We start from the raw sequence: 20357 nt of genomic DNA, 5'->3' as shown, positions 1-20357 counted from the left end.
CTCAACCTCCGCTGGCCGGTGCGCCGATCACCAGGCGTTCGCCTTCGCGCAGGCCGTCGAGGATCTGCACGCGCAGGCGGTCGCTCAGGCCGGTGCGCACCTGGCGCGACTCGACCTTGCCGTTGCTGTTGAGCACCTGGGCCAGGCGCAGGCCGTCGCCGGGGGTGTCGTCCAGCGCCGCCAGCGGGGCGCTGAGTACCTGGCTGGCTTGCCCGGCGACGAAGAACACCTGGGTGGTCATCTCGGCCATCAGCGCGCCGTCGGGGTTGTCGACGTCGAGCAGCACGGTGTACTGCACCACCTTGCTGCCGGTGGTGCCGGACGTGGCGCTGGCCGGGCTGCCGTTGCCCTGGCTGGTCTGGTCCAGCGGCTTGGGCGGGACCGGCAGGATCTGCCGCACCTGGCTGCTCCAGCGGCGCTTGCCGCCGGCCAGGGTGGTGAAATAGGCACTCATGCCGGGCTTGACCTTGCCGATGTCGGCTTCGGACACCTGGGCCCAGACGGTCATCGGCGACAGCTTGGCGATGCGCAGGATCAGCGGGGTCTGTTGCTGGGCGTTGAGGGTCTGGCCTTCGCGGGCGTCCACCGCCACCACGGTGCCGCTCATGGGCGCGTAGATGCGCGTGTAGCCCAGTTCGGCCTCGTCGCTGCGCAGGCTGGCCTGGGCCTGGCGGATCTGCGACTGGTACATGTCGATGCGCGCTTGGGTAACTTTCAGCTGGGCCTGGGCGGCCTGCAGGTCTTCCTGGCGGGTGGCGCCGGCGGCGGCCAGGTCGCGCTGGCGCTGGTGCTGCTGCTGGGCGAGCAGGTACTGGGCGCGTTGTTCGGCGAGCTGGGCCTTGAGGTTGTCGATTGAGTAACGGCCGGCGTCGAGCTTGGCTTGCTGCGTGGACGGGTCGATTTCCACCAGCAGCTGGCCCTGGCGGACTTCGTCGCCGACCTCGACGTGCAGCTTGCGGATCTGCCCGGAAGCCTGGGCGCCGACGTCGACGTAGCGGCGCGGTTGCAAGGTGCCCAGGGCGGTGACGCTGCTTTCGATATCGGCGCGGGTCACCGGTACGGTGGTGACCGGGGCGCCGCCAAGGGGCAGGGTGGTCCAGGCGATCAGGCTGCCCAGGCCTAGCAGGCCCAGGGCGACGATCAGCAGGCGGCGGCGGGGGGCGGGTATGCGAGTCATGCGGGCTTCCAGCCGGAGAATGTGGCCGGGCGCGGTCGGAGGCGGCGCGCTCGGGGGTCCCAGTTAAACGAAGGTGGAGCACGCCGATTTAGCGCGGCAAAGGGCCAGTCTTTGCTGTTGCTGAGAATAATTATAATTTGTAAGATCTTTCGTCTCTTACATCCGATCCCGCTGTCCGTCCCATGTCAGCGTTTGCGCAGGGATACGCCAGGTGCCGTCGTGGAACATTACTATCGCGAATTGGTGAGTTTCCTTTCCGCGCGCCTGGGCAACCGCCAGGCGGCGGAAGACGTCGCCCATGACGCCTACCTGCGGGTACTGGAGCGCACCGAGGGCGAGCAGATCGAGCACCCGCGGGCGTTCCTCTACCGCACCGCGCTGAACCTGGTGGTCGACCGTCATCGGCGGCAACAGGTGCGCCAGGCCGAACCGCTGGAGGTGCTCGACAGCGACGAGCGCTGGCACAGCCCGGCACCCACCCATGGCATGCAACTGGACCAGCGCCTGGCGCTGATGCAGCAGGCGTTGGACGAGCTGAGTGGGGTGTGCCGCGACAGCTTCCTGCTGCGCAAGCTCGATGGCCTGTCGCACCAGCAGATCGCCGAGCGCCTTGGGATTTCCCGCAGCCTGGTGGAAAAGCACATCGTCAACGCCATGAAGCACTGCCGGGTGCGCATGCGCGAGTGGGAATGCTGAACACCGCGTGAAGGGCGGGTGAAAATTTCCTGTACTGGCAACTTGATTTCCAGATGTTTCACGACAACTATCAATAAAGACCCGATCAGGCGGTATGCCTGACGTTTGCCTGTTCTGGCGCAGTACGGTCATGGAGCCTTTTCATTGCCTTGCTGCCCGGGTCCCGACGATGACCAACAAATCCATGCGCATCCTCATCGCCGACGAACATCCTGACCATCGCTTGCAGCTGGAATGGTTGCTCAATGGCTTGGGTTACTACCGCATTGCGCCGGTGGAAAGTTTCGAAGAGTTGCAGCGCCTGGTGCAGAGTGCCCTGCAACCGTTCAACCTGCTGCTGGGCAATATCGAGCTGGCCAGCCATGCCGGTGTCGACCTGGCGCGCTTCTGCCGGGTCAGTAGCCAGATCCAGCATGCCTTGTTGTATCACTCGCAGCAGCTGAGGGTGCCGACGGTGCCGCCGAGCGAACGCCAGGCGGTGAGCGTGAGCTTGCCGCGCATGCCCGATTGTGAAGCGCTGGGTTCGTTCATGGCGATCATCGACCTGCCGGTGGTGGTGGGGCAGGTGGCGTTGCCGGCCAGCCTGTCCAGCCCGGCCGGCTACCTCAAGCGGCGCATGAACTTCGCCCGCACGGTCTTCAGTCGCAGTTCCTGACTGCAACGCAGCCCGCGTGACCGGCATTTGCTATCCTCTTGGCCTTTTGCCGACCTGCGAAGCTGCCATGACTGCCATCGATACCCTCCGCACACCCGGCTTCAGCCGTGGCGATTACCGGACCTTGGGCCTGGCCGCGCTGGGTGGTGCACTGGAAATCTACGATTTCATCATCTTCGTGTTCTTCGCCCTGACCCTCAGCCAGTTGTTCTTCCCGCCTGAGATGCCAGAGTGGCTGCGCCTGCTGCAGAGCTTCGGGATCTTCGTCACGGGCTACCTGGCACGGCCGCTGGGGGGGATCCTGATGGCGCATTTCGCCGACCACCTGGGGCGCAAGCGGGTGTTCAGCCTGAGTATCCTGATGATGGCGCTGCCCTGCCTGCTGATCGGGGTGATGCCGACCTACGCCGATATCGGCTACGCCGCGCCGCTGATCCTGCTGGCCTTGCGCATCCTGCAAGGGGCGGCGGTGGGTGGCGAGGTGCCCAGTGCCTGGACCTTCGTCGCCGAGCATGCGCCGGCCGGGCGGCGTGGCTATGCGCTGGGCTTTCTGCAAGCTGGGCTGACCTTTGGCTACCTGTTGGGTGCACTGACCGCGACGCTGCTGGCGCAGCTCTACACGGCGCAGGAAATCCTCGATTACGCGTGGCGTTATCCGTTCCTGCTCGGTGGGGTGTTCGGGGTTATTGGTGTGTGGCTGCGCCGCTGGCTGAGCGAGACGCCGGTATTCCTGGCCCTGCGCGAACAGCGCGAGCAGCCGGTGGCCTTCCCCTTGCGCAGTGTGCTGAGTGAGCACCGCCGGGCGCTGGTCCCGGCGGCGCTGCTGACCTGTGTGCTGACGTCGGCGGTGGTGGTGCTGGTAGTGATCACGCCGACGGTGATGCAGCAACGGTTCGGCATGACTGCCGGGCATACCTTCGCCTTGAGCAGTGTGGGCATCGTCTTTCTCAATATCGGCTGTGTGCTCGCGGGGTTGCTGGTGGACCGTATCGGTGCCTGGCGTGCGTTGATGATCTACAGCCTGGTGCTGCCGCTAGGGATCGGCGCGTTGTACGCCAGCCTGGTGGGGCAGTGGGGCATGACCTGGGTGGCCTATGCCGTGGCCGGGCTGTCCTGTGGTGTGGTGGGGGTGGTGCCGTCGGTGATGGTCGGGCTGTTCCCGGCGCAGATCCGGGTGTCGGGGATCTCGTTCACCTACAACGTCGCCTACGCGCTTTGGGCCAGTACCACGCCGCTGGCGTTGATTGCGTTGATGCCGTGGAGTCCGTGGGTATGCGTGGGGTTCTGCCTGATCATGGGGGCAGTCGGGTGGCTGACGGCGTTGTATTTCGGACGTCGCCCACTCGATCTTGGCACTGCAACGATGCCGCTGAAGTATGTCGATAGCTGAGGCGCTGCTGGCCAGGCAGGTCAGTGTGGTGTGTATTCAGTGATGCCGGCGTTGAGAGCCCTGCGCGCTTTTCCAGCCAGCGGCTTGCTTTGCCCTTGAAATTATTCCCGGCAGACTGATGTAGCCCCGGGTCGTACTTTTACTTGGTAGTTGACGGAGTTTTCCGTTTTACCAAGGAGAGTTATCGATGAGTAGTTTCAACGTTGGCCGAATCAGTGTCGATGAATTGCCGCAGGTCCCACCGCGAATGCGGATTGCCGATCAAGACAGGCGCAAAGTCGAACTGCCAGTAATCCGCTGGGGCGAAAGCCTGGCATGCGTACTGGATGACAGTCAGAACCATGATCAGGCTTGGCTTGCGGTGTTTGGTGATGGCAAGCACCTTACGGGCGCGCAAGCGCTTCACGAGACTCGCCAGGTCAACCGCATGGCGCTGATTCCTCATGAGCATGCCCTGCTGTTGACCGATCACCATGGGCGCAAGCGGACTGTCGAACTCGAGGAGTTGGTGAAGCTTGCCGGCCAGCGCGATCACAATCGACTGCCCATCGGTGTTCCGTTCACCTTGTACAACGGTCACGATTATCTGATGGCCGACCAGGAGGGTATCTCCGTGGCGGTCAACCCCGATCCGAAAGCGATGCAATGGGTCTACCGGGATGGTCACTTGACCAATGTGTCCACGCGGCAGGTCCTGGGGCTGGGGGTGCGCGGTAAGCCACATCCGCAAGCTGACGATGTGTGGCGGATGGATGACTTGGGGCAGCTGTTCTACGGTCACAGCGAGCTACAACTGGTATGTGATCTCTATTCGGGTGACGTGTCGTTGCGCAAGCAGCAGGGCGAAGTGCTGGGTTCATGGGCTGTGAAGTTTCCTGGCGTTCGAAAACGCACTCAGGCCTCAATCATGGAGGTCAAGCAGCTGAGTGTTTTTCTCCAGGTATCCAATGACTACAAAGCCGGTACCAGTGATAGCGTGTCGTTCACGGTCAATGGCAGTGATCACCAGCAGTTACTGGCGGCAGACTTCGAGCGTGGGACGGTGCACGAAGTGAAGGTCGACCTGCAGAGCATGTTCGGTGAAAGAGCCATTTACGCCGATGATCTGAGCAGTATCGAGTTATACCAGGCCAGTGCCGGTGGTTACGGGCCTGCCTGGAAAATGCAATCGCTGGATATCAAGGTCAACAATACGTTCAGCAACCGTGTACTGGGTAGCGACAACCGCTGGATCGAACCGGGTGAGGCCGTGGTATGGCAGGGCAAGGTGAACTGGTTGGATTGGCGCTCATCCGCGGCGAACACACCGCTCGATTTTGCGGGTTACACCTACCCGGTGCAGTGGCAGCAATGGGCGCTCGACTTTCTGAACTGGCGTAGCTATCGGCCTGAAACCATCGAGGGTGTCTGCCAGCTCATCGGTGAAGAATCCGGGCGTTTGCTGGCCTATGAGCTGAAGAACAATCGATTGGTAAACCTGAGTGCCAACGGTGAAAAGGACTCGTATACATGGGTCTTCACCCCTCAGAGCAGCATTATCCTCAAACGCTGGGACCATACGATCGACCGGTCCGCATACACCCGGCATAGCCAATTGGGCGGCGGTAATGCTGTGGTCTGCGCCGGAGAACTGCGGATCGACCGCAAGGGGTCGGGCACTGCGGTCAGGGATATCTTCGGCATGGTCAATGATGCTTCGGGGCATTACAAACCTGATGGCGGGAAGTGCCTGGCCAATGTCCTCGAGCGGTTGGAGCAACTGGGGTTGGATACGTCGGAAACGACCATCTCCTTCAGGTCGTGAGCATGGAAAAAGCCCAGGCCTGAGGGCCTGGGCTTTTTTCATGTCGTGACGGCGAGGCTTACATGTTCGGGTAGGTCGGCCCGCCAGCGCCTTCAGGGGTGACCCAGGTGATGTTCTGGGCCGGGTCCTTGATGTCGCAGGTCTTGCAGTGCACGCAGTTCTGCGCGTTGATCTGGAAGCGCTTGCTGCCGTCTTCCTGGGTGACCACTTCGTACACGCCAGCCGGGCAGTAGCGCTGCGCCGGTTCGTCGTACAACGGCAGGTTGCTGGCGATCGGGATGTTCGGGTCGGTCAGCTTCAGGTGGCAGGGTTGTTCCTCTTCATGGTTGGTGCTGGAGAGGAATACCGAGCTGAGCTTGTCGAAGCTGAGCTTGCCGTCCGGTTTCGGGTAGTCGATCTTTTTCGAGTCCGCTGCCAGCTTCAGGCAGGCGTAATCCGGCTTGGTGTCGTGCAGGGTGAACGGCAACTTGCCGCCAAACCAGTTCTGGTCGACATAGTTGAATGCGCCACCGAGCAGCGGGCCGAACTTGTGCAGCGCCGGGCCGAAGTTGCGGCTGGCGAACAGCTCTTCATGCAGCCAGCTGGCCTTGAATGCGCTGACATAGCCGTTGAGCAGGTCGCCATCCTCGCTGCCGGCGATCAGCGCATCGGCCACCGCTTCGGCGGCGAGCATGCCCGACTTCATCGCGGTGTGGCTGCCCTTGATCTTGGAGAAGTTCAGGGTGCCCAGGTCGCAGCCGATCAGCGCGCCACCGTTGAACACCATCTTGGGCAGCGAGTTCAGGCCACCCTTGCAGATGGCGCGGGCGCCGTAGCTGATACGCTTGCCACCTTCGAGGTACTGGCTGATCACCGGGTGGTGCTTGAGGCGCTGGAACTCGTCGAACGGCGACAGGTACGGGTTGGCGTAGGAGAGGTCGACGATCAGGCCGACCACCACCTGGTTGTTCTCCAGGTGATAGAGGAACGAGCCGCCGGTGTTCTCGGCGCTCATCACGTCCAACGGCCAGCCGGCGGTGTGCACCACCAGGCCCTGCTCGTGCTTGGCTGGGTCGACTTCCCAGATTTCCTTCAGACCGATGCCGTAGTGCTGGACGTCGGCTTCGTTGTCCAGGTCGAAACGCTTGATCAGTTGCTTGCCGATATGGCCACGGCAGCCTTCGGCGAACAGGGTGTACTTGGCGCGCAGCTCCATGCCCGGGGTGTACAGGCCTTCCTTCGGGTTGCCTTCGCGGTCGACACCGAGGTCACCGGTAATGATGCCGCGAACCACGCCGTTCTCGTCGAACAGCGCTTCTTGCGCGGCGAATCCAGGGTAGATCTCGACGCCCAGGTTCTCGGCCTGCTGGGCCAGCCAGCGGCACAGGTTGCCGAGCGAGATGATGTAGTTGCCCTGGTTGTGCATGGTCTTGGGCACGAACAGGTCGGGGACCTTGGTCGAGCTGTCAGCGCTTTTCAGCACATAGATGTCATCGCGTTTGACTTCGGTGTTCAGCGGCGCGCCGAGTGCTTTCCAGTCGGGGAACAGTTCGTTCAGGGCGCGCGGTTCGAACACGGCGCCGGAGAGGATGTGGGCGCCGACTTCAGAGCCTTTCTCGACCACGCAGACGCTGATCTCGCTACCGGCTTCGGCGGCCTTCTGCTTCAGGCGGCAGGCGGCGGACAGGCCCGCCGGGCCTGCGCCGACGATGACCACGTCGAATTCCATGTATTCGCGTTCCACTGGTTCTCTCCTACTCAAGGCTCATCGCTGTTGCTGATCTTTTATGGGTGCATCACGGTCACATGCGGCGCGCAAGGTGCTGTAGCTTCACAGGTGACGGACTACACCGTTTTGTCTTGGCCGCGCATTATATCTACACCACTTGGCGGGTCCAATACAAACGTTTGTTTGAATTTGCCGGAGGCCCGTAAAATCACAGGTAGGCGGCTGGAGGCTGGCCAATTTGCCGTATTGACCGGATGGGGTGTTACGGTCAAGATACGAGCGCTTTTACGCTCGCCGTAGGCTGACCGTCGGGCGCAGGTGCACCCCTAAAGACCAGGCGTGGAGCAGGGTTTACAGGCTGAATCAGGTTTTGTAGTGGAGTCTACACGCCACGACAGGAAATGACCCACAGGTTTTACCCCTGAAGGTCGAAACAGGACTGATCGGTCACTTGAACTTTGCTGGCGTCAAAACGTTTTTAGAGGTGCCCTTGTACCCACGCGCATTCGCCGGGCAGCCCCCAGGCGATCTTCTTTTCACCGGAGAGTAACGAGGAATCCATGAAGGTTCTTGTAGCTGTCAAACGAGTGGTCGACTACAACGTCAAGGTTCGCGTCAAGGCGGACAACTCCGGCGTCGACCTTGCAAACGTCAAGATGTCCATGAACCCCTTCTGCGAAATCGCCGTGGAAGAAGCCGTGCGCCTTAAAGAAAAAGGCGTGGCGAGCGAGATCGTCGTCGTTTCCGTCGGCCCGGCCACTGCGCAGGAGCAACTGCGTACCGCCCTGGCCCTGGGTGCCGACCGCGCCATCCTGGTCGAAGCCGCCGACGAGCTGAACTCGCTGGCCGTAGCCAAGGCGCTGAAAGCCGTTGTCGATAAAGAGCAGCCACAGCTGGTCATCCTCGGCAAGCAGGCGATCGACAGCGACAACAACCAGACCGGCCAGATGCTGGCCGCGCTGACCGGCTACGCCCAAGGCACCTTCGCCTCCAAGGTGGAAGTCGCTGGCGACAAGGTTAACGTCACCCGTGAAATCGACGGTGGCCTGCAGACCGTATCGCTGTCGCTGCCGGCGATCGTCACCACCGACCTGCGCCTGAACGAGCCGCGTTACGCGTCGCTGCCGAACATCATGAAGGCCAAGAAGAAGCCGCTGGAGACCATCACTCCAGACGCGCTGGGCGTATCCCTCGCCTCCACCACCAAGACCCTGAAAGTCGAAGCGCCGGCTGCTCGCAGCGCCGGTATCAAGGTCAAGTCGGTGGCCGAACTGGTCGAGAAGCTGAAGAACGAAGCGAAGGTAATCTAAATGACTATCCTGGTTGTCGCTGAACACGAGAACGGTGCCGTAGCCCCGGCCACCCTGAACACTGTCGCCGCCGCCGCCAAGATCGGTGGTGATATCCACGTGCTGGTCGCAGGCCAGAACGTCGGTGGCGTGGCTGAAGCCGCCACCAAGATCGCTGGCGTGAGCAAAGTGCTGGTTGCGGACAACGCTGCCTACGCCCATGCCCTGCCGGAAAACGTCGCGCCGCTGGTGGTCGAGCTGGCCAAGGCCTACAGCCACGTGCTGGCTCCGGCCACCACCAATGGCAAGAACATCCTGCCGCGCGTTGCTGCGCTGCTGGACGTCGACCAGATCTCCGAGATCATCTCGGTTGAATCCGCCGACACCTTCAAGCGTCCGATCTACGCCGGTAACGCCATTGCCACCGTGCAATCGAGCGCTGCAGTCAAGGTCATCACCGTGCGTACCACCGGTTTCGACGCCGTGGCCGCCGAGGGTGGCTCGGCTGCTGTTGAAGCCGTCGCCGCCGCTCACGATGCTGGCAAGTCGTCCTTCGTCGGTGAAGAGCTGGCCAAGTCCGACCGCCCAGAGCTGACCGCCGCCAAGATCGTCGTTTCCGGCGGTCGCGGCATGGGCAACGGTGACAACTTCAAGCACCTGTACAGCCTGGCCGACAAGCTCGGCGCAGCGGTCGGTGCCTCGCGCGCCGCAGTCGACGCAGGCTTCGTACCGAACGACATGCAGGTCGGCCAGACCGGCAAGATCGTCGCCCCGCAGCTGTACATCGCCGTCGGTATCTCCGGCGCGATCCAGCACCTGGCCGGTATGAAAGACTCCAAGGTGATCGTCGCGATCAACAAGGACGAGGAGGCGCCGATCTTCCAGGTTGCCGACTACGGCCTGGTCGCCGACCTGTTCGAAGCGGTTCCGGAGCTGGAAAAGCTGGTCTGATCCGCCTGCTTCACATATAAAGAAGCCCGGCCCTCGTCATGAGGGCCGGGTTTTTTTATGGCCGCCTGCTGCGCGCAATCCGGATCTGCATGGCCCTGCGTAGGCGCCGGCTTGCCGGCGAAAGGGCCGGCACAGGTAGAACAAGGAGTGAAGGATGGCATTTGGCAAAACGGGCATGACCTTGGCGTGCATGTTGGGGTTGTTCACGCCGTTGGCCATGGCGGCAGGCAAATGCGAACGCCTGGTGGCTACGGGCAGCCCCGATGCTCCGCCATACTCCTGGCAAGACCCGCAGGACCCCAAGCACCTGATCGGCGCCAACGTCGACCTGCTGCGCCAGGTGGCGGGCGATCTGGGGCTCAAGGTCGAAGTGCTGTACGCCGGCAAGCGTGAGCAGGCGCTGGAAGAGGTGCGTAGCGGGCGTATGGACCTGTTGCTCGACACGCCCATGCAGGTCACCCAGTTGACTGCCTTGGACTACATCCACCCGGCCTTGCAGCTCAATGAATATCTGGTCTGGACCCGTCACGACGCCGTGCTCGAATTCAATGGTCCGGCCGACCTGGTCCGCTACCAGGGCAGCCTGTCCGAGAAAGCGCGGCTGACCCCAGCCTTCGAAGCGTTCACCAAGACCCAGCTCAAGCTGGAGCCCGCGCAGAATCTCACGCAAGCCTTCCAGAAGCTGGTGCTTGGCCAGGTCGACTATGTATTGGCCGGGCGCTACGCCGGCATGGCCATGGCCCAGAGCCTGGGCGTGGGCAATGACCTGATCGCCCGTGGCCTGCCGGTGGACCGACCGGGCCTGTACCTGGCGGTGTCGCACAACTCTGCGTGCAACGACAGCTGGTTGCGCGGACAACTGGCAAAAAAGCTGACAGAATTGCCGATCTCCGGGGCGAGCGAAGCGGTGTTGCAACGCAACGTCGAACGCTGGAAGGCGCAGATGCAGGCGCCGCTGGATGCCTCCAAACAGTAGGAAGAGTGTGTGAGAACCCAACCCCTGATACTGGCCCTGGCCGTGCTTGGCCTGGCCGGGTGCGCCAATGATCCCGCACCCAACGAGCAGTTGCGCCTTAGCGAACAGGCGCTGGAACAGGCCAAGGCCGTCGGTGCCACCGAGCAGGTGCCGGAGTTCAAGCTGGCCGAAGACAAGCTGGCCCGTGCCAAGAGCAACATGCTCAGCGAGAGCTATCGTGATGCACGCATGCGCGCCGAGCAGGCAGAGCTGGATGCGCGCCTGGCCGAGGCGCTGGTACTGAACCAGAAAAGCGAAGAGCAGCTGCAAGCCTTGCAGTCGCGGGTCAAGCGCCTGCGCAAGCAGCTGGAGGCACAGCCATGAGCCGTCTAACGCCAATGGCCGCGCTGGCACTGCTGGCGCTGCTCGGGTTGCAGGGGTGTGCCAGTCAGCGCAGCGAATCGGCGCTGGATGACGCTACGACTGCGTTCCAGAAGGTCAAGGACGACTCCGACGTGTTGCGCAGCGCGCCACGCGATGTGATTCGCGCCGGTGAGTCGCTGGCACGGGCGGAGCGCTTGGCCGGCTACATCGGTACGGGCAGTGATGTGCGTCACTATGCCTATCTCAGTCAGCGCTACAGCGAAATCGCTGCCGAGCACGCCCGGTTGGCATTGAACCAGGAGCGCCAGACCAAGCTCGACCTGGAGCGCCAGCGCCTGCAGTTGGCTTTGCGTGAAGCCAAGTTGGCGAGCGTGCAGCAGCAGGGCAAGTTCATCGAGGCGCAGATCGCGGCGCTAGCGTCCGAGCAGACTGACCGGGGCCTGGTGATGACGCTGGGTGACGTACTGTTCGATACCGGTCAGGCGGAACTGAAAAGCTCGGCCAGCCGTACCGTGCTCAAGCTGGTGCAGTTCCTTCAGCTCAACCCGCGCCGTGTAGTGCGTATCGAGGGTTACACCGACAGTACCGGTGCGCCTGCGGACAACCTCAAGCTGTCACGCGATCGCGCCCAGTCGGTGGCCGACATGCTGGTCGACCTGGGGGTCGACGAAAAACGCATCGAAGTCGAAGGCTATGGCGACCAGTATCCGGTGGAGGCCAATGCTTCGGAGCGGGGCAGGGCGCAGAACCGCCGGGTCGAGATCGTTTTCTCCGACGACAAGGGCAAGCTCGCGCCGGCGCGCTGACCTTCCCGGGAGCGCGCTGCGCTCTATCGCCGGCAAGCCCCACATTGTATGGGGTTGCGCACTCTCTGTAGGAGCGGCCTTGTGTCGCGAACAGGCCGCAAAGCGGCCTCGGCGATCTTGAGATGTATTCGAGATCCTGGGGGCGCTGCGCACCCCTTTTCGGCCGGTCCGGCGCCCCGGCAAGGCCGCTCCTACAGAGACCTGCGCAAGACAGTTGCTCCCACAATAGCCATGCCTCGCAAGCTGTGGGGGTCGGCCTGCCGGTCAATGGCGCACGTTGGTCGGTTGTTCGCCGTTTCGTTGTCACGCAATTGTATTGTTGACTATCCTGCGATCTGTCCCAGTACACTTGGCAACTGTTACGGTATTCTGGCTCTGCTGAGCCCTACAAGAACAACGATCCGTCCGCGCTGCGAGAACACGCCATGACCAACCTGCTGCTTTACCAGCGCATTGCCCAGCAACTGGCCGATGACATCCGTCGTGGTGTCTACCAGCCCGGCGAGCGGGTGCCCTCGGTGCGCAAGATGAGCGCGCAGCTCAATGTCAGCCATGCCACGGTATTGCAGGCCTACGCCAATCTCGAGGATCAGGGGCTGATCCGCGCGCGGCCGCAGTCGGGTTACTACGTCCACCAGACGCCAGCGCTTACCGCACTGACCCCGGACATCGCCCGGGTCGAGCGTCCTGGGTTGGTCACGCGCGCCAGTATCATCCAGCAGGTGTTGACCGAAGCGCGTCGCGACGGGGTATTTCCCTTTGGTGCCGCAGTACCGCATGTCGACTACCTGCCGGTGCGGGCCTTGCACCAGCAGTTGGCCAAGGTCACCCGGTTCCACAGTCCGCGTGCCTTCAGCTACATGTTCAGCCCGGGTTTCGAACCCTTGCGCCGGCAGATCGCCATCCGCATGCGCGACGCCGGTGTGCTGGTCGATCCGCGCGAGGTGGTGGTTACCCATGGTTGTGTCGATGCGTTGCAGATGTCGCTGCGGGTGCTGACCCGGCCAGGCGACCTGATCGCCGCCGAGTCGCCAACCTACTATGGCCTGTTGCAGCTCGCCGATCTGCTGGGGCTCAAGGTCATCGAGATCCCCAGCGACCCTTCCACCGGTATCAGTCTCGAAGCCTTGCAGTTGGCTGCCAACCAGTGGTCGATCAAAGCCCTGGTGCTCACGCCACGCCTGAGCAACCCATTGGGTGGCACGATCCCCGAGGATCGGCAGAAACAACTACTGCGCCTGGCCTCGGATTTCGATATCCAGATCGTCGAAGACGACATCTATGGCGAGCTGATGTTCGAGCAGGGGCGCACCAAGGCGCTGAAAGCCTACGATCGCCTGGACCGGGTGATTTACTGTTCGAGCTTCTCAAAGACCCTGTCGCCTGGGGTGCGGGTTGGCTGGATGATCGCCGGGCGCTATCAGGACGAGATCCAGCGCCTGCAGACTTTCACCACCCACTCGGCGTGCAGCGTGACGCAGATGGCGGTGGCCGCCTACCTGGAGAACGGCGGCTATGATCGCCACTTGCGCTACATCCGTCAGGAGTACCGCAAGAATCTCAGTGCCTACCAGTTGGCGGTGCAGCAGCACTTCCCCGAAGGCACGCAGATGACCCGGCCCACCGGCGGTTTCATCCTCTGGATCAGCCTGCCGGGGCGAGTCAACACGCAAGAGCTGCACGTACGGGCGCTGGAGCAAGGCATCAGCATCGCCCCAGGGCTGATCTTCAGCAATACCGAACAGTTCAACCACTGCATCCGGCTCAACTGCGGCATTCCCTGGAACAAGGAGGCCGAGCGGGCGGTGATCACCCTTGGCCTGCTGGCTCAGCAATTGTGCCGGGAGTCGGCTGGGGGGCTGCTGTAGGCTTGTCAGATGAGCGGGGAACAGGGAGCATACGCGTTTTACAGCGTATGCCCCTGGTACCCATGAAACTGCTCCGTCCTCTCGCCATTGCCCTGATGCTCGCATTGCCCTGGTCTTCGGTCAGTGCTGCGCAGCCTGCGCAGGCGCCAGTCAAGGCGCAGGCCGTGCAAAAGCAGGGGGCCAAGGCGCCTGCCAAACCTGCTTCGAAGGCGGCTGCCAAACCCAGGCCCAAGGCGAAGAAGCCGGTCAGCAAGGCTGTTGCCAAGCCGCTGCCCAAGGCCAAGGTCGACCTGAGCCTGCCTAGCGAGATGGTCAAGAATCTGGAGCCGGACCTGGGTGATGGGCCGGTGGTGCGCAAGCCGATGCTGCCGTCGATGTTCCCCACCAAGCCAGAGTCCGATAGCAGCCCGTTCCAGCTCAACGGCCGATTGATCAGCAACGAAATGCAGCTGCAGTTGCGCAACGACAGCCGCCGGGATGTGGACGGCGCGGCCATCGAGTTCGAATTCCGCAACTGACTGCCGGGTCACTGGCGATTTCATCTGTCCGGTAATTTCAAACATATGTTTGAGCGGTTAGTATCCAGGGATGTTCGTCCCGCTTTGCTCCTGGGAGTCCTGTTGTCATGAATTGCCGCCTGGGCTGCGGTGCCTGCTGCATCGCCCCGTCCATCAGTTCGCCGATCCCCGGCATGCCGCAGGGCAAGCCGGCTGGCGAACGTTGCCTGCACCTGAATGTCGAAAACCTCTGTGCGCTGTTCGGCAAGCCTGAGCGGCCAGCGGTGTGCGGGGGGTTCAAGGCCGAGGTGGATGTCTGTGGCAATGACCGTGACGACGCCATTCGTATCATCGGATGGCTGGAGCAGATGACGGCGGCGTGACCGGTTGGATCTTCGACAACAAGGAACAAGACGATGAGATCGATCAAGCGTATTGCCCTGCTGTGTGGCATGGGTGTGGTGCTGGCCCCGGTGGCCTGGGCCGAGAACTGGCAGGTGGCCAAGGACGAGGAGGGCATCAAGGTCTCGTTGAGTGAGGTGGCCGGCTCGAAGTACAAGGCTTACCGCGGCGTGACCGTGATCAAGGCGCCGTTGGCCAAGGTCAGGGCGCTGCAGGAAGACGTAGTGGGTGCCTGTGCCTGGATTCACGAATGCAAGTCGCAGAAGTTGCTCAAGCAGGAAGGTGACCAGAGTTGGACCTACACCCAGTTCAACACGCCCTGGCCGGTGACGGCGCGTGATTCGGTCCTGCATGTCACCACGGTGCAGGGGCCTGATGGCAGCCTGACGCGTACGTTGAAGGAAGAGCCGACTTACCTGCCGGAAGAAAAAGGCTACGTCCGCGTGTCCCAGGTAGAGGGTTTCTGGAAGCTGGTACCCAAGGGCGACAGTACCGAGGTGATCTACCAGGTGCACACCGAGCCAGGGGGCAGTGTGCCGGCGATGGTGGCCAACAAGTTCGTGGTGGATGCGCCGTTCAACACATTGAAAGCGCTGCGCGAGAAGGCTGAGAAGAACTGAGGCTCATGGGTGAGCTGTGCCGGCCTTTTCGCGGGTGAATCGCAGAGGCCACCACAGGATGGAAAACAAAAAAGGCTGCCCGAGGGCAGCCTTTTTGCGTTCGGCCGTTAGGGCTTACTTGCGGTCCTTCAGCTCGACGATGTCGCGCTTTTCGTAACCGGTGTACAGCTGGCGCGGGCGGCCGATCTTGTACGGGCCGGAGAGCATTTCTTTCCAGTGCGAGATCCAGCCCACGGTGCGTGCCAGGGCGAAGATCACGGTGAACATGCTGGTCGGAATGCCGATGGCTTTCAGGATGATGCCCGAGTAGAAGTCGACGTTCGGATAGAGCGAACGCTCGATGAAGTACGGATCGGTGAGGGCGATCTCTTCCAGGCGCATGGCCAGTTCCAGCTGCGGGTCGTTCTTGATGCCCAGCTCGCTCAGCACTTCGTCGCAGGTCTGCTTCATCACGGTGGCGCGCGGGTCGCGATTCTTGTAGACGCGGTGACCGAAGCCCATCAGCTTGAACGGGTCGTTCTTGTCCTTGGCCTTGGCGATGTACTTGTCGATGTTCGAGACATCGCCAATTTCATCGAGCATGGTCAGTACGGCTTCGTTCGCACCGCCGTGGGCAGGGCCCCACAGTGCGGCGATGCCGGCGGCGATACAGGCGAACGGGTTGGCGCCCGAAGAGCCTGCCAGGCGCACGGTGGAGGTGGAGGCGTTCTGCTCATGGTCGGCGTGGAGGATGAAGATCCGGTCCATGGCCTTGGCCAGCGTCGGGCTGATCGGTTTGATCTCGCACGGCGTGTTGAACATCATGTGCAGGAAGTTTTCCGCGTACGACAGGTCGTTGCGCGGGTACATCATGGGCTGGCCCATGGAGTACTTGTACACCATCGCGGCCAGGGTCGGCATCTTGGCGACCAGGCGCACCGCGGAGATTTCGCGGTGTTGCGGGTTATTGATGTCCAGCGAGTCGTGATAGAACGCCGACAGGGCACCAACCACGCCGCACATCACCGCCATCGGGTGAGCATCGCGGCGGAAACCGTTGAAGAACGACTTCAGCTGCTCGTGGACCATGGTGTGGTTCTTCACGGTGCTGACGAACTGGGCCTTCTGCTCGGCGTTGGGTAGTTCGCCGTTGAGCAGCAGGTAGCAGGTTTCGAGGTAGTCGGATTGCTCGGCGAGCTGTTCGATCGGGTAGCCGCGGTGCAGCAGGATGCCCTTGTCGCCGTCAATGTAGGTGATCTTCGACTCGCACGAGGCGGTCGCCATGAAACCGGGGTCGAAGGTGAAGTGGCCGGATGCCCCCAACCCGCGGACGTCGATAACATCAGGACCAACGGTGCCGGTTAAAATGGGCAGCTCGACGGGGGCATTGCCCTCGATGACCAACTGCGCTTTTTTGTCAGCCATGTGGCCTCCTATTAATGCTTGAAATCATCAGACAGACCCCCCACGCAGGGCCCGCACCACTATAGAGGGATAAATTCGAATGTCAATTTGCCTAAAGGCTGGTTGAAACGCCCTCTGAGCCCTGATTTTTCACGAAATTCTCGCCCGTTTACGCCTTTTGCTCGCTAAAGGCAATGCGCTATTCGGGCTAGCCCCTTGCGTTGTCATAAGCAGCCTAACTGTCTATACTCGGCAGCCGACTCCCAGAGGCTTTCAAGCCTGCCCTGCTGGGTGTCGTGCTCTCCTGGGTGGTGGGTACCTGACCAGTACACTTACCAACAACTTTGCCCTGTTCGCTAGGGGCTCTTCAGTGTGAAAAAAGCCGTGAAAAGCCAACGACCTGTAAACCTAGACCTAAGGACCATCAAACTCCCGATCACCGCATACACGTCCATTCTTCACCGTATCTCCGGCGTCATCCTGTTCCTCGGCATTGCCATCATGCTGTACGCATTGGGCAAATCGCTGGGTTCCGAGGAAGGCTTTGCCGAGGTGAAGGCGTGTCTGACCAGTCCGCTGGCCAAACTGGTGACCTGGGGCCTGCTGTCCGGCCTGCTGTACCACCTCGTCGCAGGTGTGCGCCACCTGATCATGGACATGGGTGTCGGTGAGACGCTGGAAGGCGGCAAGCTGGGCTCGAAAATCGTGATCGTCATCTCCGTGGTGCTGATCGTTCTGGCAGGAGTTTGGGTATGGTAACTAACGTCACGAACCTTTCGCGTTCGGGCCTCTACGACTGGATGGCGCAGCGCGTCTCGGCGGTCGTTCTCGCGGCTTATTTCATCTTCCTGATCGGCTACCTCGCCGTTCACCCAGGCATGGACTATGCCCAGTGGCACGGTCTGTTCACCAATAACGCGATGCGCATCTTCAGCCTGCTGGCACTTGTCGCTCTGGGCGCTCACGCCTGGGTCGGCATGTGGACCATTGCCACCGACTACCTGACGCCGATGGCGTTCGGCAAGTCGGCGACTGCGATCCGTTTCCTGTTCCAGGCTGTATGCGGCGTTGCGATGTTCGCGTACTTCGTCTGGGGTGTGCAGATTCTCTGGGGTATCTGATTCATGGCTAACATTCCAACCATTTCGTTCGACGCCATCATCATCGGTGGCGGCGGCGCAGGCATGCGCGCAGCGCTGCAACTGGCTCAAGGCGGCCACAAGACTGCCGTAGTCACCAAGGTGTTCCCGACCCGTTCGCACACCGTTTCCGCCCAGGGCGGCATCACCTGCGCCATCGCTTCGGCCGACCCGAACGACGACTGGCGCTGGCACATGTACGACACCGTCAAGGGTTCCGACTACATCGGTGACCAGGACGCGATCGAATACATGTGTCAGGAAGGTCCGGCTGCGGTCTTCGAGCTGGACCACATGGGCCTGCCGTTCTCGCGTACCGAAACCGGCCGTATCTACCAGCGTCCGTTCGGTGGCCAGTCCAAGGACTTCGGTAAGGGTGGCCAGGCTGCCCGTACCTGCGCAGCTTCGGACCGTACCGGTCACGCGCTGTTGCACACCCTGTACCAGGGCAACCTGAAAGCAGGCACCACCTTCCTTAATGAGTACTACGCCGTAGACCTGGTGAAGAACCAGGACGGCGCTTTCGTCGGTGTGATCGCGATCTGCATCGAAACCGGCGAAACCATGTACATCAAGTCCAAGGCCACCGTACTGGCCACGGGCGGTGCGGGCCGTATCTACGCCTCCACCACCAACGCCCTGATCAATACCGGTGACGGTATCGGCATGGCCCTGCGTGCCGGTGTACCGGTGCAGGACATCGAGATGTGGCAGTTCCACCCGACCGGCATCGCCGGCGCCGGTGTACTGGTTACCGAAGGCTGCCGCGGTGAGGGTGGCTACCTGATCAACGCCCACGGCGAGCGCTTCATGGAGCGTTACGCGCCGAACGCGAAGGACCTGGCAGGCCGCGACGTGGTTGCCCGTTCCATGGTCAAAGAGATCATCGCCGGCAACGGCGTGGGCCCGAACAAGGACCACGTACTGCTGAAGCTGGACCACCTGGGCGAGGAAGTGCTGCACAGCCGCCTGCCAGGTATCTGCGAACTGTCCAAGACCTTCGCCCACGTCGACCCTGTGGTCGCGCCGGTCCCGGTCGTGCCAACCTGCCACTACATGATGGGCGGCGTAGCCACCAACATTCATGGCCAGGCCATCACCATGGACGCCGAAGGCAAGGATCACATCATCCCGGGCCTGTTCGCCGTAGGCGAAGTGGCGTGCGTATCGGTTCACGGTGCCAACCGCCTGGGCGGCAACTCGCTGCTCGACCTGGTGGTGTTCGGCCGTGCTGCCGGCCTGCACCTGGAAAAGGCACTGAGCGATGGCGTCGAGTACCGCGATGCCAGCGACACCGACGTCGATGTGGCGCTCAACCGCCTGAACAAGCTCAACGAGCGTACCAGCGGCGAAGACGTCGCCAGCCTGAAGCGCGAGCTGCAGAGCTGCATGCAGAACTACTTCGGTGTATTCCGTACCGGCGAATACATGCAGAAGGGTATCGAGCAGCTGGCCGGCCTGCGTGACCGCATCGCCAACGTCAAGATCAACGACAAGTCCCAGGCCTTCAACACCGCGCGTATCGAAGCGCTGGAGCTGCAGAACCTGCTGGAAGTCGCCGAAGCGACCGCCATTGCCGCTGAAGCCCGTAAAGAGTCCCGCGGCGCGCACGCCCGTGAAGACTTCGAAGACCGTGACGACGAGAACTGGCTGTGCCACACCCTGTACTACCCGGGTGAGAAGCGCGTTGCCAAGCGTGGCGTCAACTTTGCGCCGAAGACCGTTCCGGCCTTCGAACCAAAAGTCCGGACTTACTAAGGGTGGCTGCTATGTTGAAAGTCGAAGTTTACCGTTACAACCCCGACACCGACGCGGCCCCCAAGATGGAGTCGTTCGACATCGATACCGGCGGCAAGGACCTGATGGTTCTGGACGTGCTGGCGCTGATCAAGGAAAAGGACGAGGGCTTCTCGTACCGTCGCTCCTGCCGTGAAGGCGTGTGCGGCTCCGACGGCATGAACATGAACGGCAAGAACGGCCTGGCCTGCATCACCCCGCTGTCGGGCGTGGTCAAGGGCAACAAGCTGATTCTGCGTCCGCTGCCAGGCCTGCCAGTCATTCGTGACCTGGTGGTCGATATGAGCATCTTCTACAAGCAGTACGAGAAGGTGAAGCCGTTCCTGCAGAACGATACGCCGGCCCCGGCCATCGAGCGTCTGCAGTCGCCGGAAGATCGTGACAAGCTGGACGGTCTGTACGAGTGCATCCTGTGCGCCTGCTGCTCGACCTCCTGCCCGTCGTTCTGGTGGAACCCGGACAAGTTCCTGGGCCCCGCCGCGCTGCTGCAGGCCTACCGCTTCCTGGCCGACAGCCGCGACACCAAGACTCAGGAGCGCCTGGCGTCCCTGGATGACCCGTTCAGCGTGTTCCGCTGCCGCGGGATCATGAACTGCGTGAACGTTTGCCCCAAGGGTCTGAACCCGACCAAGGCGATCGGCCACGTACGTAACATGCTGCTGCAAAGCGGCACCTGATTCAAAGCGTTGTACCTGCAGTAAACCGAGGTGCGGGTGGTGAGCCCGCATCGCGGTAAAACTCGGGCAAGGGCCCACAAAGCCCGCGCCCATTACCTATGAAGATATGAGACCAGCAGGGGCTTTCCGGGCTGGTACCCGGAAAATCAGCAGGATCCA

At 62.0% G+C, this 20357-nt stretch carries 20 protein-coding genes; 17 read left to right on the top strand and 3 right to left on the bottom strand.

Annotated elements, in window-relative coordinates; translation table 11 throughout:
* Window position 1: 1 nt before the first annotated feature.
* A complete protein-coding gene (locus IX761_RS18490; RefSeq protein ID WP_194791009.1) occupies window positions 2-1177 on the bottom strand; it encodes an efflux RND transporter periplasmic adaptor subunit in 1176 nt (391 codons plus the stop codon).
* Window positions 1178-1396: 219 nt separating this feature from the next.
* Between IX761_RS18490 and IX761_RS18485 the strand changes: the two genes are divergently transcribed.
* The 4 genes from IX761_RS18485 to IX761_RS18470 all read left to right on the top strand — a co-directional run bounded on the left by IX761_RS18485 (window position 1397) and on the right by IX761_RS18470 (window position 5722).
* Window positions 1397-1873, top strand: coding sequence for a sigma-70 family RNA polymerase sigma factor (locus tag IX761_RS18485; protein WP_194791008.1), 477 nt, complete (start codon window positions 1397-1399; stop codon window positions 1871-1873).
* A gap of 169 nt (window positions 1874-2042) precedes the next feature.
* A complete protein-coding gene (locus tag IX761_RS18480; RefSeq protein WP_194791007.1) occupies window positions 2043-2528 on the top strand; it encodes a histidine kinase in 486 nt (161 codons plus the stop codon).
* A gap of 67 nt (window positions 2529-2595) precedes the next feature.
* Window positions 2596-3918, top strand: coding sequence for an MFS transporter (locus tag IX761_RS18475; RefSeq protein WP_194791006.1), 1323 nt, complete (start codon window positions 2596-2598; stop codon window positions 3916-3918).
* Window positions 3919-4105: 187 nt separating this feature from the next.
* Entirely contained in the window at window positions 4106-5722 is a 1617-nt protein-coding gene (locus tag IX761_RS18470; RefSeq protein WP_194791005.1) for a hypothetical protein, read from the top strand.
* 58 nt (window positions 5723-5780) lie between these two features.
* Here IX761_RS18470 and IX761_RS18465 read toward each other — a convergent pair whose 3' ends face one another.
* The gene (locus tag IX761_RS18465) at window positions 5781-7445 is read right to left on the bottom strand and encodes an electron transfer flavoprotein-ubiquinone oxidoreductase (protein WP_194791004.1); all 1665 of its coding nucleotides are present in this window, start codon (window positions 7443-7445) and stop codon (window positions 5781-5783) included.
* Window positions 7446-7990: 545 nt separating this feature from the next.
* Here IX761_RS18465 and IX761_RS18460 point away from each other — a divergent pair.
* The 9 genes from IX761_RS18460 to IX761_RS18420 all read left to right on the top strand — a co-directional run bounded on the left by IX761_RS18460 (window position 7991) and on the right by IX761_RS18420 (window position 15202).
* A complete protein-coding gene (locus IX761_RS18460; RefSeq protein WP_194791003.1) occupies window positions 7991-8740 on the top strand; it encodes an electron transfer flavoprotein subunit beta/FixA family protein in 750 nt (249 codons plus the stop codon).
* Window positions 8741-9670: an electron transfer flavoprotein subunit alpha/FixB family protein gene (locus IX761_RS18455; protein ID WP_194791002.1), complete on the top strand. Its 930-nt coding sequence runs from the start codon at window positions 8741-8743 to the stop codon at window positions 9668-9670.
* Window positions 9671-9824: 154 nt separating this feature from the next.
* Window positions 9825-10646, top strand: coding sequence for a substrate-binding periplasmic protein (locus IX761_RS18450; protein ID WP_194791001.1), 822 nt, complete (start codon window positions 9825-9827; stop codon window positions 10644-10646).
* 9 nt (window positions 10647-10655) lie between these two features.
* Window positions 10656-11009, top strand: a complete 354-nt coding sequence (locus tag IX761_RS18445; protein ID WP_194791000.1) for a DUF4398 domain-containing protein — start codon at window positions 10656-10658, stop codon at window positions 11007-11009.
* Window positions 11006-11815, top strand: a complete 810-nt coding sequence (locus IX761_RS18440) for an OmpA family protein (protein WP_194790999.1) — start codon at window positions 11006-11008, stop codon at window positions 11813-11815. The genes IX761_RS18445 and IX761_RS18440 overlap by 4 nt, the downstream gene beginning before the upstream one ends.
* 425 nt (window positions 11816-12240) lie before the next feature.
* Entirely contained in the window at window positions 12241-13683 is a 1443-nt protein-coding gene (locus IX761_RS18435; protein WP_194790998.1) for a PLP-dependent aminotransferase family protein, read from the top strand.
* Between the two features lie 62 nt (window positions 13684-13745).
* Window positions 13746-14201, top strand: a complete 456-nt coding sequence (locus IX761_RS18430; protein ID WP_194790997.1) for a hypothetical protein — start codon at window positions 13746-13748, stop codon at window positions 14199-14201.
* 107 nt (window positions 14202-14308) lie between these two features.
* Complete coding sequence (locus tag IX761_RS18425; protein ID WP_194790996.1) at window positions 14309-14563, top strand: YkgJ family cysteine cluster protein; 255 nt, start codon at window positions 14309-14311, stop codon at window positions 14561-14563.
* A 33-nt stretch (window positions 14564-14596) separates the two neighbouring features.
* Window positions 14597-15202, top strand: coding sequence for an START domain-containing protein (locus tag IX761_RS18420; RefSeq protein ID WP_194790995.1), 606 nt, complete (start codon window positions 14597-14599; stop codon window positions 15200-15202).
* Between the two features lie 114 nt (window positions 15203-15316).
* On the opposite strand, the gene gltA is transcribed toward IX761_RS18420, so the two are convergent.
* Window positions 15317-16606, bottom strand: coding sequence for a citrate synthase (gene gltA / locus IX761_RS18415; RefSeq protein WP_194790994.1), 1290 nt, complete (start codon window positions 16604-16606; stop codon window positions 15317-15319).
* A 351-nt stretch (window positions 16607-16957) separates the two neighbouring features.
* On the opposite strand from gltA, the gene sdhC reads away from it, so the two are divergent.
* The 4 genes from sdhC to IX761_RS18395 are packed head-to-tail and all read left to right on the top strand — an operon-like array spanning window position 16958 to window position 20198.
* Window positions 16958-17344, top strand: coding sequence for a succinate dehydrogenase, cytochrome b556 subunit (gene sdhC / locus IX761_RS18410; protein ID WP_194790993.1), 387 nt, complete (start codon window positions 16958-16960; stop codon window positions 17342-17344).
* The gene (gene sdhD, locus IX761_RS18405) at window positions 17338-17706 is read left to right on the top strand and encodes a succinate dehydrogenase, hydrophobic membrane anchor protein (RefSeq protein WP_194790992.1); all 369 of its coding nucleotides are present in this window, start codon (window positions 17338-17340) and stop codon (window positions 17704-17706) included. The genes sdhC and sdhD overlap by 7 nt, the downstream gene beginning before the upstream one ends.
* A gap of 3 nt (window positions 17707-17709) precedes the next feature.
* Entirely contained in the window at window positions 17710-19482 is a 1773-nt protein-coding gene (gene sdhA, locus IX761_RS18400; RefSeq protein WP_194790991.1) for a succinate dehydrogenase flavoprotein subunit, read from the top strand.
* Window positions 19483-19493: 11 nt separating this feature from the next.
* Complete coding sequence (locus tag IX761_RS18395) at window positions 19494-20198, top strand: succinate dehydrogenase iron-sulfur subunit (RefSeq protein WP_194790990.1); 705 nt, start codon at window positions 19494-19496, stop codon at window positions 20196-20198.
* The last annotated feature ends 159 nt before the right edge of the window (window positions 20199-20357 follow it).

Origin of the sequence: Pseudomonas sp. UFMG81, from assembly GCF_015354575.1 — a bacterium.
In the GTDB taxonomy this organism is placed as follows: domain Bacteria; phylum Pseudomonadota; class Gammaproteobacteria; order Pseudomonadales; family Pseudomonadaceae; genus Aquipseudomonas.
This window is presented reverse-complemented; position numbering and strand designations above follow the sequence as displayed.